General features: G+C 63.1%; 15 protein-coding genes. 5 read left to right on the top strand and 10 right to left on the bottom strand.

Annotation, left to right across the window (positions count from 1 at the left end; genetic code table 11):
* Nucleotides 1-80: 80 nt before the first annotated feature.
* Complete coding sequence (locus tag B015_RS0117970; RefSeq protein WP_026227424.1) at nt 81-1007, bottom strand: NADP-dependent oxidoreductase; 927 nt, start codon at nt 1005-1007, stop codon at nt 81-83.
* 91 nt (nt 1008-1098) lie between these two features.
* Here B015_RS0117970 and B015_RS0117965 point away from each other — a divergent pair, with 91 nt between their 5' ends.
* Complete coding sequence (locus tag B015_RS0117965; protein ID WP_026227423.1) at nt 1099-1503, top strand: helix-turn-helix domain-containing protein; 405 nt, start codon at nt 1099-1101, stop codon at nt 1501-1503.
* Between the two features lie 48 nt (nt 1504-1551).
* Here the strand turns inward: B015_RS0117965 and B015_RS0117960 are convergent, their stop codons facing one another.
* Entirely contained in the window at nt 1552-1929 is a 378-nt protein-coding gene (locus tag B015_RS0117960) for a hypothetical protein (RefSeq protein ID WP_018429117.1), read from the bottom strand.
* Nucleotides 1930-2377: 448 nt separating this feature from the next.
* Here B015_RS0117960 and ctrA point away from each other — a divergent pair, with 448 nt between their 5' ends.
* Nucleotides 2378-3073 (top strand): cell cycle two-component system response regulator CtrA, encoded by a 696-nt coding sequence (gene ctrA / locus B015_RS0117955; protein ID WP_018429116.1) that lies wholly within the window; start codon nt 2378-2380, stop codon nt 3071-3073.
* Between the two features lie 147 nt (nt 3074-3220).
* Here ctrA and B015_RS0117950 read toward each other — a convergent pair whose 3' ends face one another.
* Both B015_RS0117950 and B015_RS0117945 read right to left on the bottom strand, forming a co-directional pair.
* Nucleotides 3221-3589 carry a response regulator gene (locus tag B015_RS0117950; RefSeq protein WP_018429115.1) on the bottom strand — a complete coding sequence of 123 codons (369 nt, stop codon included), beginning with the start codon at nt 3587-3589 and terminating at the stop codon, nt 3221-3223.
* A 218-nt stretch (nt 3590-3807) separates the two neighbouring features.
* Nucleotides 3808-4437, bottom strand: coding sequence for a histidine phosphotransferase family protein (locus tag B015_RS0117945; RefSeq protein WP_018429114.1), 630 nt, complete (start codon nt 4435-4437; stop codon nt 3808-3810).
* 488 nt (nt 4438-4925) lie between these two features.
* On the opposite strand from B015_RS0117945, the gene B015_RS0117940 reads away from it, so the two are divergent.
* Together B015_RS0117940 and B015_RS0117935 are read left to right on the top strand one after the other, a co-directional pair.
* Nucleotides 4926-5459, top strand: coding sequence for an EipA family protein (locus B015_RS0117940; RefSeq protein ID WP_018429113.1), 534 nt, complete (start codon nt 4926-4928; stop codon nt 5457-5459).
* Between the two features lie 192 nt (nt 5460-5651).
* Nucleotides 5652-6779 carry a hypothetical protein gene (locus tag B015_RS0117935; protein WP_018429112.1) on the top strand — a complete coding sequence of 376 codons (1128 nt, stop codon included), beginning with the start codon at nt 5652-5654 and terminating at the stop codon, nt 6777-6779.
* A gap of 67 nt (nt 6780-6846) precedes the next feature.
* On the opposite strand, the gene B015_RS0117930 is transcribed toward B015_RS0117935, so the two are convergent.
* The 5 genes from B015_RS0117930 to B015_RS0117910 form a co-directional block, all read right to left on the bottom strand.
* A complete protein-coding gene (locus B015_RS0117930) occupies nt 6847-7650 on the bottom strand; it encodes an RNA methyltransferase (protein ID WP_018429111.1) in 804 nt (267 codons plus the stop codon).
* 58 nt (nt 7651-7708) lie between these two features.
* Complete coding sequence (locus tag B015_RS0117925; protein ID WP_018429110.1) at nt 7709-8005, bottom strand: metalloregulator ArsR/SmtB family transcription factor; 297 nt, start codon at nt 8003-8005, stop codon at nt 7709-7711.
* Between the two features lie 129 nt (nt 8006-8134).
* Nucleotides 8135-8899, bottom strand: coding sequence for a HugZ family protein (locus tag B015_RS0117920; protein ID WP_018429109.1), 765 nt, complete (start codon nt 8897-8899; stop codon nt 8135-8137).
* Between the two features lie 146 nt (nt 8900-9045).
* Nucleotides 9046-9807: a 3-hydroxyacyl-CoA dehydrogenase gene (locus B015_RS0117915; RefSeq protein ID WP_018429108.1), complete on the bottom strand. Its 762-nt coding sequence runs from the start codon at nt 9805-9807 to the stop codon at nt 9046-9048.
* Between the two features lie 66 nt (nt 9808-9873).
* On the bottom strand, nt 9874-10410 hold the full coding sequence (locus tag B015_RS0117910) for an N-acetyltransferase (RefSeq protein WP_018429107.1): 537 nt from the start codon (nt 10408-10410) through the stop codon (nt 9874-9876).
* 271 nt (nt 10411-10681) lie between these two features.
* Between B015_RS0117910 and B015_RS0117905 the strand changes: the two genes are divergently transcribed.
* Nucleotides 10682-11671 (top strand): glutathione S-transferase family protein, encoded by a 990-nt coding sequence (locus tag B015_RS0117905; protein ID WP_018429106.1) that lies wholly within the window; start codon nt 10682-10684, stop codon nt 11669-11671.
* Between the two features lie 28 nt (nt 11672-11699).
* On the opposite strand, the gene B015_RS0117900 is transcribed toward B015_RS0117905, so the two are convergent.
* Nucleotides 11700-12200 carry an NUDIX domain-containing protein gene (locus B015_RS0117900; protein ID WP_026227421.1) on the bottom strand — a complete coding sequence of 167 codons (501 nt, stop codon included), beginning with the start codon at nt 12198-12200 and terminating at the stop codon, nt 11700-11702.
* Between the last annotated feature and the right edge of the window lie 52 nt (nt 12201-12252).

Genomic DNA, 12252 nt, shown 5'->3' with positions numbered 1-12252 from the left:
AACGGACGGGTGAACAGCAGAGAAGCCGGGCAGCCGCCTGCTGTCCGGCTTCTTCATCATCGCGCTTGAGGGCGTTGCTCTCAGGCCGTCAGCACCACCTTGCCGATGGGCTTGCCGGCAAGGAAGTCGTGGGCAGCGGCAGCCTCCGCCAGCGGGAAGCTTTTGGCGACATGCACCTTGAGCTTGCCCGCGTCGATCAGCTTCGCCAGATCTTCCAGGCCGGCGCGGTCGGGGCGCACGGAAATGCGCTCGATCCTGATGTCGCGCTCGGCAGCCTCGGCCGCCACCTTGTCGCTTGTGCCGAGCAGGACGACGAGCGTGCCGCCCGTCTTCAGCGTCTTCAGCGACTTTTCGGGATGGTCGCCGCCAAGCGCTTCGAAGACGAGATCGACCTTGCCTGCCTTCTGGACAAAGTCGTCCCTGGTGTAGTCGATCACCTCGTCGGCGCCGAGCGAGCGGACGAAGTCGACCTTGCCGGGGCTGGCCGTGGCAATGACGTAAGCGCCGCGCGCCTTGGCGATCTGCACGGCGAGATGGCCGACGCCGCCGGCCGCGGCCTGGACCAGCACGCGGTCGCCGGCCTTGATGCGGCCGAACGTCACCAGTCCCTGCCACGCGGTGAGGCCGGCCAGAGGCAATGCGCCGGCGTCGAGATGGTCGAGGCTCGCCGGCTTGCGGGCGACTTCCGACGCGGGTGCCGCCACCAGTTCCGCATAGGCGGCCGCCCCGGCGGGGAAGCGCGGCATGCCGAAGACCTCGTCGCCAGGCGCAAGGTCGGTGACGCCGGCGCCAATGGCTTCAACCGTGCCGGAAACGTCCCAGCCGAGCACGAAGGGCGGTTCGCCGAGCAGCGGGTAGTAGCCGCCGCGTACGGCGGCATCGACCGGGTTGACGCCCGCCGCCCTGGTGCGGATCAGCACCTCGCCGGGCTTCGGCTGCGGGGCGGGCAGGTCGGCAAGCGTCAGCACTTCGGGGCCGCCGACGGTGTTCTGGGTAATGGCTCGCATCGTGATGTTCTCCTTGGGACGATGTGCCACTATCATTTGGATAGTATAGGTATCTTGTCCAGTATGTACCTTTTTGATATATAGGTACCTCATGGATAGTGAATGCGCCCCCGATACCCCCTTCGGCTATGACGCCTTCAAGCGCTCATGCATGTCGCACACCGTGCTCGAGATGCTGGCGAGCAAGTGGGTCTATCTTGTCGTGGGGGCTTTGAAGACGGGCAGGCGTCGCTATGGCGACCTGTCGCGCAAGGTGGAAGGCATCACGCCGAAGATGCTGACACAGACCCTGCGGGTTCTGGAGCGCGATGGCCTGGTGCGGCGCGAGATATTTCCCGTCATTCCGCCGCGCGTCGAATATGAGCTCACCGAACTCGGCCAGAACGTCGCCGAGTTGCTCAATCAGATCAGGGTCTGGTCGGAGAGGCATGCGCCCGAGATTCGCGAAGCGCGCGCACGTTCGCAGGCCGGCGAAGGGCAGTTCGCCGAACTCTGAGGCCTTGCCGGCTGGGGCCGGCGTGCCGGTTCCTTGAAATCGGGCTTTTCAGCCGATCATTGCGCTGCGGCCGCCGGTTTCGGCCTCGCGGTTGGTGCGATCGCGCGATTCCAGCATTTCCGCCTTGGACAGCTCCGCTTCAGCTTCAGCGAGTAAGGCTTCTGCTGCGGCGCGCTGTTGCGCCAGATCGTGTTGGGAGTTTTTCAGATTGTCGCGCCGCTGGCGCGCGGCCTTGGCGAATGTCGGATAAGCGAAATGATTGAGATCGGTGATCCCAGCCTTCTTCTCCTCAGCGACGATCTGCAATTCCAGTTCGTTCGCCATTCGATCGAATTCGGCGATCATCGAATCAAGCTGCATCAGTTGCCGGCGCTTTTCGTTCACCTGGAACTGCTTGAGCCTGACCAGGTTCTCCCGTGACTTCATGACCCGATACTCCCGAACACCGAAAAACGCACTCTTACTGTCACTCTGGCCCCGAAGGACCTGCCGCAACCGAACGGACCCTGATCCCCAATGATGGAAAACAAACTTTTAAAGTTTTTCACCGTTGGTAACCATTCGTTTACGGGCATCGTTAATCATACCTACCGAGACTTAAGACCCGGTAAAGATTCCAGTTTTCGCTGTGAACCTGCGGGTCCGTTTCCAGAGTCGCTTAGGCAACCTAGTTAATGCAGCGCGTTAAGATGTTGACCTTGTGATTCATGTTTGGATTCAAGTGGGTGTATGCGCCGGTTAAAATTTCTGATATGGTCTTCCATACGAAATTAGGTTTTGTTAACCATTCGGTGGCAGCCTGCGATTCAGGTAAGCACTGGGCCGGGATGGATAGGACCGCGAAGGCATCCGGCAGCAGAAAAGGGGATTTTGAATGCGCGTTCTGCTGATAGAAGACGACAGTGCAACCGCACAGAGCATCGAACTGATGCTCAAGTCTGAGAGCTTCAACGTCTACACGACCGACCTCGGCGAAGAAGGCGTCGATCTCGGCAAGCTCTATGACTACGACATCATCCTTCTCGACCTGAACCTGCCCGACATGTCGGGTTACGAGGTTCTGCGCACTTTGCGCCTGTCCAAGGTCAAGACGCCGATCCTGATCCTCTCCGGCATGGCCGGCATCGAGGACAAGGTGCGCGGCCTGGGCTTCGGCGCCGACGACTACATGACCAAGCCGTTCCACAAGGACGAATTGGTGGCGCGCATTCACGCCATCGTGCGCCGTTCGAAGGGCCACGCCCAGTCGGTCATCATGACCGGCGACCTGATCGTCAATCTCGACGCCAAGACGGTCGAGGTCGGTGGCCAGCGCGTGCACCTGACCGGCAAGGAATACCAGATGCTGGAGCTGCTCTCGCTGCGCAAGGGCACCACGCTTACCAAGGAAATGTTCCTCAACCACCTCTATGGCGGCATGGACGAGCCGGAACTGAAGATCATCGACGTCTTCATCTGCAAGCTGCGCAAGAAGCTCGACGCTGCATCCGGCGGCCAGAACTTCATCGAAACGGTCTGGGGCCGCGGTTATGTGCTGCGCGAGCCGGAAGAGCTGCGCGAAATCGCCTGATATCTGCTTTACCTTCAGTCAAAGCCCGGCCTCTGTGCCGGGCTTTCTTTTTTGTGCCGAATGGAGCGCCCTGCGCCCGTTGGATGTACTAACCTATTGAATCGACGTGCTTGTCTCCCGGAAACCGGTTCCGGTTTTCGGCCGCGCTCAGGCGGCCACGTCGAAGGCGCGGAAGCGGTCGAGCAGCTGCGGCCGGGTGAACGGCTTCAAGAGATAGCCCTGGGCGCCGGCGCGCTTGGCGCGCATGATGGCGCCGATGTCCACCTCGGTCAGGCAGATGGCGATCTGCGGCTTGACCGGGCTCGGCATCGCCCGCACGCGGCGGATGAAGTCGACGGTGGTGATGTCTTCGAGCGCACCGTCGACGACGATGATGTCCGGCATATCGTAAGCGCAGACGTCCAGGCCCTCGGCGCCCGTGGCAGCCTCGACCACCAGCATGTCGGGGCCGTTCAGGATGCGTTTGGCGACTTTGCGGATGACGCTGGAATCGTCGACGAACAGGCAGCGCTTCATATCCCGGACCTCTCTGCGGGAGCCGGACACAAGGGCGTTCGGCGTTGTCTGCGGACCGTAGTGCGGTCCGGTAAAGAAGCCGAAAAGCCGGATGGTAAAATTCTTGGAAACATTCGGGCCGCCAGTTGCCGGCGAAGACTGTGCCCAAACGAAAACAGTCCCGCCGGATGCCGGCGGGACTGTCAGAAACGTCTGGAATATTCGACGTCCGGCCGGATTTATTCGGCCGTGAACAGGATCTCTTCCGGCGTGGCGTGAACCGAGATGGTCATGCCGGCCTCACGGGCCAGAAGCAGGGTGTAGTAAGGCTGCACCGAATGGGCGTCGATCGGCTCTTCGGGCTTCTGGCCGGAGTGCAGCTCGAGGAACTTCGGCGGCACGCGCAGCATCGGACCCGAGGCTGACAGGGTGAACTTCGGCGCGGTCTCGAGGTTTTCGAGCGTGGCGTTCAGCTTGCCGCCCCTGGGGATCGCGGCATTGGCGACCAGGAGCAGGTTGAGCAGCAGCTTGACCTTGTTCTTGGGCAGCAGCGCGCGGCCGCCGGTCCAGGTCAGTTCCGGCTTTTCGTTCTTGAGGAAGGCGGTGGCGACCGCTTCGGCGTCGCCGGTGTCGATCAGCATGCCGGCGGAGCCTGCCGCGCCAAAGGCGATGCGGGCGAATTGCAGCCGCGCCGAGGCGTTGCGGGCGCTGGTGCGGATCAGGCGCATCGCGTCTTCGTCGGCGCCGCCCTCATCGAGCAGTTCGAGGCCGTTGTTGATGGCGCCGACCGGCGAAATGATGTCGTGGCAGACCCTGCTGCACAGCAGCGCCGCGAGATCGGGGGCGGAAAGCGACAACAATTCGGCCATGTGGGCATCCCTTAGAGCGGTGGCTTCAAGCTCAATTCCGAGACCAGGACCCCGGAGCGTATCGGCCCGAAAGCCGCGACCGGTTTTCGGAAATCACGATGCGCCGACTCAACAGGCTAGGACGCCTTTTGTGTGTCCTCATGGACGCACGGCGCCCTTGCGCGAATCAGGGCTGGCCAACTGTACCCTTGGTTACACAGGGCTGGTTAACGCGGCAAGAAACAGGGGGCGCAAGATGGTTAAAATGCCCGCACTTTGGCGCATAACAGGCCTTTTTACGGCCTCATGTCGCCTTCGATATGCCATCTTCTTAAGGCAGTTTAATGGTTGAAAAAGGATTACGGCATAGTTTGCCGAGTTGGACAGGCGAGCCACCAAAAAGAGTGGCAGCGGGTCCGGGGCGTCGGAGAAAGTGTGCTCCCTGACGGAGATTTGGAAGCATGATTTCCCGATTCTATAGCCGGGCGTTTACCCGGCTTTTTGCCGCGATGTTCGTCCTGGCCGGCGTTCTGGCATTTTCGACATCCGCGTCTCGCGCACAGGAATACACTGCGCAGGAGATCCTCGATTCCGGTCATCGCTTCTTCGGTTCGACCTCGGGCGGACTGGCCAGCGTCGTCGAGAAGATTTTCGCGTCCTATGGCCTGCCCAACGGCTATGTGCTGGGCGAAGAGGGCTCCGGCGCCTTCGTCGGCGGCCTGACCTATGGCGAAGGCTCGCTCTACACCAAGAATGCCGGCGACCATAAGGTGTTCTGGCAGGGTCCGTCGCTGGGCTGGGACTTTGGCGGCCAGGGCTCGCGCATCATGATGCTGGTCTACAATCTCGACGACGTGAACAATCTCTATGACCGTTATGCCGGTGTCGCCGGTTCGGCCTATGTGATCGCCGGCGTCGGCTTCAACGTGCTCAAGCGCGGCAACATCCTGCTGGTGCCGGTGCGCACCGGTGTCGGCGCGCGTCTCGGCATCAATGTCGGCTACCTGAAGTTGACCCAGCAGCCGACCTGGAATCCCTTCTGAGCCTGTCCGGGCGGCGTCCGCGCCGCCCGGCAATGCCTCGCCTGTCGGAGCGCATACACGCAAAAGCTGTGCACGATCTTGTGAGAAAACCGCGCGAAGGCCTGCCAAGTGCGGTGGAGCATTTGCAGCGGTGCTGGATTCCTGCCATGGGATCATGGCAAACTCGCACCTGTCCGTAACGGGTAAAGTGCCTTGGTCCAGTCGATCCTGTTTTTCGTTCTTGGCTTCCTGACCGCAGGGTTCCTCGTGCTGCTGATCGCACCGGCGGTGTGGCGGCGCACGGTCTCGGTGACGCGCCAGCGCGTCGAGGCGAAGCTGCCCATGACGCTCGAGGAAATCCGCGCCGACAAGGACAGCCTCCGGGCCGAACATGCGATGGCGCTGCGCAAGGTCGAGGTTCAGCTCAAGGCCTCGCAAGAAAAGGCGCTTTCCCAGGCGGTGGAACTCAGCCGCCTGCACGAGGCGCAGAAGCTGCTTTCCGACGGACATGCCGACAAGGACCGCACGGTCAACGAGTTGGAAGCCAGGCACGGCAGCCTGCATGACGAGGTCGGAAAGCGCGACGAACAGATCAAGGCGCTCGCGGGCCAGCTTGCCGAGGCCGAAAGCCTGCTGGACAAGCGCGCCGTGGAATTCGAGGAGCTTGGCCGCCTCTATGACGAGGCCAGCCTGTCCTCCTCCAATCGCCAGATCGAGCTGGTCAGCCGCGAAAGCGAACTCGGCAAGCTGACGGACGACATGTCGAGCTTGCGCCAGCAGCGCAAGGTCTTCGACAAGCGCGTGGCGGAGATCGAGGCCGACAACAAGGCGGTGCGCGATGCGCTGAAGGCAGAAACCAAGCGCGCCTCCGACCTGGACAAGAAGATCGAGAAGATGGTGTCGACGCTGAGCGACCGGGACGAAAAGATCGAACGGCGCGAAAGAGAACTCGCCCGCCTGCGCGAGCAGGCCAAGGCCGCGCAGCAACAGCCGGCAGCGGTGCCGACGGCCAATGGCAGCGGCCAGACGGCCGAGCGCGAGCGCTTCGAGGGGCGCATCGCCACCCTGATCCGCGAGAACAAGCGGCTGAAGGGCGAACTTTCGCGCTCGGGCGATGCCGTGCCGAGTGCCGGCCAGGACGCCGTCCTGCGTGAACAGATGCATGAGCTGGCGGCCGAGGTCGTGGCGCTGACTGCGCGCCTCGAAGGGCCGGAATCGCCGATTTCAAAGGCCCTGGACAAGGTCGTGGAAGCGCCTGTGCCGGCCGCAAGCGACCGCGGCACCGTGGTCAGCCTCGCCGACCGCGTCCGGGCGCTGCAAAAGGCACCGGCGGCCGAATAGGCAAATCCAGGCAGTTGCGTCGTCCAGGCCGCCCTGCGTCCGAGGGGATGTACCGGCGCGCGGCGGCTCAGTCGGTCGCGTCGGTAAAATGGTGCAGGGCGATTGCCGAGGCGGCGGCGACGTTCAGGCTGTCGAAGCCGGGCGCCATCCTGATCCGCGCCGTGGTCAGCCGCGCCATCAGCGCCTGCGGCAGCCCTTCGCCTTCGGTGCCGAGATAAAGCGCCTGCCGTGCCGGGCGGGCGATGTCCCTGATGTCGGCCTGTCCCGCCGGAGACAGCGCCAGCTGGCCGAAGCCGTGGCGCGACAGCGCGTCCGCGATCTCGCCCGCCGAACCGCCGACGGCAAAGGGGACCTTGAGCACGGCCCCCACCGACACACGGATTGCCTTGCGGTAGAGCGGGTCGCAGCAGGTTTCGTCGAGCAGCACGGCATCTGCGCCGAAGGCAGCCGCGTTGCGGAAGATCGAGCCGATATTGTCGTGGTTCGAAATGCCGACAGGCACCGCCACGAGCGCGCGCTCGGGCAGGGCGGCCAGCAGGCCGTCGACAGTGGCGGGCTCTCCCTTGCGACCGATGGCAAGGATGCCGCGATGCATGTGGAAGCCGGCGATGGCATCCATCACTGCGCCCGACACGACATGGACAGGCAGGTGATCTGGAGCGAGCGCCAGCGTCGCCGCCAGCCCGTCCAAGCGGTTTTCCAGGACGAGCGCCGACTCCGCCTCGAAGCGGCGTGCTGAAAACAGCACGTTGAGGACAACCTTGCCTTCGGCCACGAAGCGGCCCTCGCGCCCGACGAGATCACGCTCGCGTATGTCCAGATAAGGCGCGACGCGCGGGTCGGCCGGGTCGTCTATGCGGATAATGTTCATCCATGCTCCATAGCGGAGGGCAGGCCGCCATGGGAGCCCTGAGAAGCCTGGTCGTGTGTCAGGCGTCCTCGAAAATACCTTCAAGCGTGCCGAGCAGCTTACGCACTGCTTCGGACTTGCAGGTGTAGTAGATCATTTGCCGGTCGCGACGGGTCTCGACCAGCTCTTCGTTTCGCAGGCGTGCAAGGTGTTGCGAAAGCGCCGATTGGCTCAGAGAGACCTTCTCGGCGATAGCTCCCACCGACATCTCCGTGTCGAGAAGGTGGCTCATTATCAACAGCCGTTTTTCGTTGCCCATAAGCGTCAGCAAAGAGGCAGCGGCTTCCGCATTGGCCGTCAGTTTCTTCGGTTTCATGGGTACCCCGTGTATCCGCAATGCTCTCCGGCGCCATGGGGGCAATAACGCCAGATCACGATACCAATTCGCCAGTGAATCGTTTGACGAATTAGCAATTCAAGGAGAAATCAGCTTTCCTTCAAAAAATCAAGACCTTGCTGCGCGCCCCTGTTTGGCCATTTCGACGAGGCTCCGGCGAAGATCGGCAGATTCGCCAAGTATCTGAGGAAAAAGCACGCGTCCGGCCTCATCCCCCAACGTAAGATCCATGCCTTCTGGGTCGAAGCCGCTGAGCGACCAGCCGGTGCCCTGCAGGCGGCCGAAATGCGCGGCATAGATGTCGATCGCCTCGCGGTGGTCCGAATTCATGTGGTCGAGCGCAGATTGCTCGGCACCCGCGATTGCTTCCACCGCCGGCCCCTGCAGCAGCAGATCATCGCGCGTCAGGAGATACGCCTTGCCGAAGCCGCCGTTGAGGTTGGCGCGTTCCAGTTCGAGGCGGAAGATGGCGAAGTCGCCGAGCCCGACATAAAGCTTGGCCTTCGGGTTGCGGTTGAGGTAGCGCCGCTCGGCGCGGGCCTGTTCCGGCGTGCCGCGCTCGAGGCGGCGGGCACGGCAGAACAGGGTGATGCGCGGATAGGCGAGGGGATCGCCCTTGCCGATCTCGCCGACAAGCAGCGAGCAGCGGGGATCGGCCGTGATGCCCTTGGTGTGGGCCGAAAGTCCCGAGATCAGGATCAGCGGCGTGCCGTCGACGTCGGTGGCGGTGCCGACCCGGCTTGCCAGAGGGGCGCCGGTCTCGGGCTCGATGACGGCCAGTGCGCCGTAGCGCGCCGTCCGCATCAGTGAACGTGCCAGGGCAATCGCCTCGGCATCGGTCTCGCGAATGACATCCTTCTTGCGCTCTTCCACGGCATCACCAAAATATGACTGTTGAAATCCACTTATCAGTCAGGTCGCCGCCGTTTGGCAAGAGGCAGCATTGTCGCAAACGAAACAGCCCCGGAAGCTTGCGCTGCCGGGGCTGCAGAATAATCGATCCGGGCAACAGGCGGCCGTTATTTCGGCGCCATGCGGATCGCGCCGTCGAGGCGGATGGTCTCGCCGTTCAGCATCTGGTTCTCGACGATGTGGGTGGCAAGGGCGGCATATTCGGACGGCTCGCCCAGGCGCGGCGGGAAGGGGACGGCAGCGCCGAGCGAATCCTGCACTTCCTGCGGCATGGCGGCCATCATCGGCGTCTTGAAGATGCCGGGCGCGATGGTGCAGACGCGGATACCCGAGCGTGCGAGGTCACGCGCGATCGGCAAGGTCATGCCGACGACGCCGCCCTTGGAGGCAGAATAGGCGGCCTGGCCGATCTGGCCGTCATAGGCGGCAACGGAGGCGGTGTTGACGATGACGCCGCGCTCGCCGCCGGCCAGCGGCTCGAGCTTGGCTGCCGCGTCGGCAAACAGGCGGATCATGTTGAACGAGCCGATCAGGTTGACCTCGATCACCTGGCGGAAGACGCTGAGCGGGTGCGGGCCGTCCTTGCCGATGGTCTTCACGCCGACGGCGATGCCGGCGCAGTTGACCAGCATGCGCGCCGTGCCGAGCCTGGCTTCGATCTCGGCGAAGGCTGCGACAGCGCTTTCCTCGTTCGAGACGTCGCAGCGCACGGCGATGCCGCCGATTTCATTGGCGACCTTTTCGGCGCGCTCCAGGCTGAGGTCGAGGATCGCAACCTTGGCGCCCTTGGCTGCAAGTGCCCGTGCGGTTGCTTCGCCAAGGCCGGAGCCGGCGCCGGTGACTGCTGCGATTTGCCCGTTTGGATTCATGTCAGCCTGTCCTCTTCTACTGTTGATGAATTAGGAAGATGGGCGGCACGGGCAAGTCATCGGCGGCTAGGCCGGCTCGGTCGTGCGTCGCGGGGTCTTTGCCAGATTGGCGTGGCAGACCTCGCCCGAAAGTTCGGCCACGGCACCCGGCACGATCTCATGTGCGAGCAGCCGGTTGAGGTCGACGGGGCGGGGCATCTCGATCTGGCCGCGCGGGATGCGCACAAAGCCGAGCGGGCCATAATAGGGCTCGTCGCCGACAAGGATCACGGCCGGTTCGCTGGCCTCGGCCGCTGCGGCAAGCGCCATGGCAACAAGCCTACGGCCAATGCCCATGTTCTTGAAATCGGGCCGCACCGCGAGAGGGCCCAGCATCTGCGCACGGCCGGCGCCGGCGGCGATCGGCGTCATCCGGACCGAGGCGATCACCTGGCCGCCCTGCATGGCGACAAAGGACAACGAGCGATCATGCGGGCCGCCTTCGCGGATCTTGTAGGCAGCGCGCGTGAACCGACCGGGGCCGAAGGCCTCAGCGTTGATTTCGTCGATTTCGAGATCGTGCGCCGGTGCTTCCGGCATGTAGGTGACGTCGGAGAGTTTCATGGTCTTTGCAGTCCGGTATCCGAGGATGAGGTGCCGCGGGCATGCCGCAGCAGTCGCAAGTCAGCGCTTCAAGCGCGTGCGCTCATTCGTCGTCGGTCGATCCGGATCTGTGCAAAGGTCTGCGACATGAAAAGCCCGCTACCATCATTTTTCGCGTCCGTCCATCGTGCATTTGGCCGATGTGCGTCCGGCGTTGACGATCCGTTCAAACTGTTGCCCTTCGGTTTGCGCCCTTGGTGTCCTACATCGTGGCAAACGAAAGGATTTCGCGATGGGATTGCTGGTTGAAGGCAAGTGGCAGGACCGCTGGTACGACACCAAGTCGACGGGCGGCAAATTCGTGCGTTCGCATGCGCAGTGGCGCGACTGGATCACCGTCGACGGCAAGCCGGCGGCGGGCCGCACGCGCGGCTTCAGGGCCGAGCCGGGGCGCTACCACCTCTATGTCTCGCTCGCCTGTCCGTGGGCACACCGCACGCTGATCTTCCGCGCGCTGAAAGGGCTCGAGGACATCATCTCGGTTTCAGTCGTCCACCACTATATGGGCGAAAACGGTTGGACCTTCCGCACCGACGACGGCGCGACCGGCGACACGCTCTATGGCCTGGATTACCTGCACCAGATCTACACCATGGCCGATCCGACCTATTCCGGCCGCGTGACCGTGCCGGTGCTGTGGGACAAGAAGGAAAAGACGATCGTCTCCAATGAATCGTCCGAGATCATCCGCATGTTGAACTCGGCTTTCGACGAATGGGGCGACGCATCGGTCGATTTCTATCCGGAAGGCCTGCGCAGCGATATCAATGCGGTCAACGAACTCGTCTACGGCTCGATCAACAATGGCGTCTACCGGGCCGGTTTCGCCACCAGCCAGGTGGCCTATGAGGAGGCGTTCAACGAGCTGTTTGCCGCCCTCGATACGCTTGAGGATCGGCTGTCGCGCCACCGCTATCTGGTCGGCGAGCGGATGACCGAGGCCGACTGGCGGCTGTTCACCACGCTGGTGCGTTTCGATGCCGTCTATGTCGGCCACTTCAAGACCAATTTGCGCCGGATCGCCGACTATCCCAACCTGTCGAACTACCTGCGCGAGCTCTATCAGGTGCCCGGTGTGGCCGAGACGGTCAACATGCTGCACATCAAGGCGCACTATTACGGCAGCCACGCCACCATCAACCCGACCGGCATCATCCCGCTCGGGCCGGAGCTGAACCTCGACGCCCCGCACAACAGGGGGAAGTTGCTGAAGGCGGCGTGAGGGACTTGGCGCGCGCGTCGCCAAAAACTTACCAATAGGGCGACGCTTCCTTGCCTTCGAACACCTCGGCGATCCGTCGCAGCGTCGCCGGCGTCGTCCCTTCCGGCAGCGCATCGAGCGGGAAGAAGCCGGCCTCGGCGATTTCGTGGTCGGGCAGCTTCGGCCTGTCCTGCCGGAAGGCCTGGATCAGATAGAAGCCGACGTGATCCCGTTTCGTCGCCTTGTTGTTGAGGTGGATCGACCTGAGAACGGGCGGACCGGCAAGCGCGATGTTGCCTTCCTCCTCCAGTTCGCGGGCAAGTGACTCGGCAAAAGTCTCGCCGATCTCGACGCCGCCGCCGGGCAGCTGCCAGCCGGGCACATAGGTGTGGCGAATGAGGAAGACGGAGTTGGTCGCCGTGTCGTGGACAAGACCGCGCACGCCAAGCGTCATCGGTCGCCGCATCAGGAAATAGACGTGGAAGAGGCGTCCGCGCAGCCGTGACCACATACTCTGGCGCGGCTGATCTTGCCTTGCAGCATTTGCCATCAGCGCCACCGCCATGGGTGGAAAGCGGCCATCGCCTGACCTACAAGGGAGT

This window comes from Hoeflea sp. 108 (genome assembly GCF_000372965.1).
In the GTDB taxonomy this organism is placed as follows: Bacteria; Pseudomonadota; Alphaproteobacteria; order Rhizobiales; family Rhizobiaceae; genus Aminobacter.
Note: the sequence above shows the minus strand (reverse complement) of the source record. Positions and strands in the feature narration are given on the sequence as shown.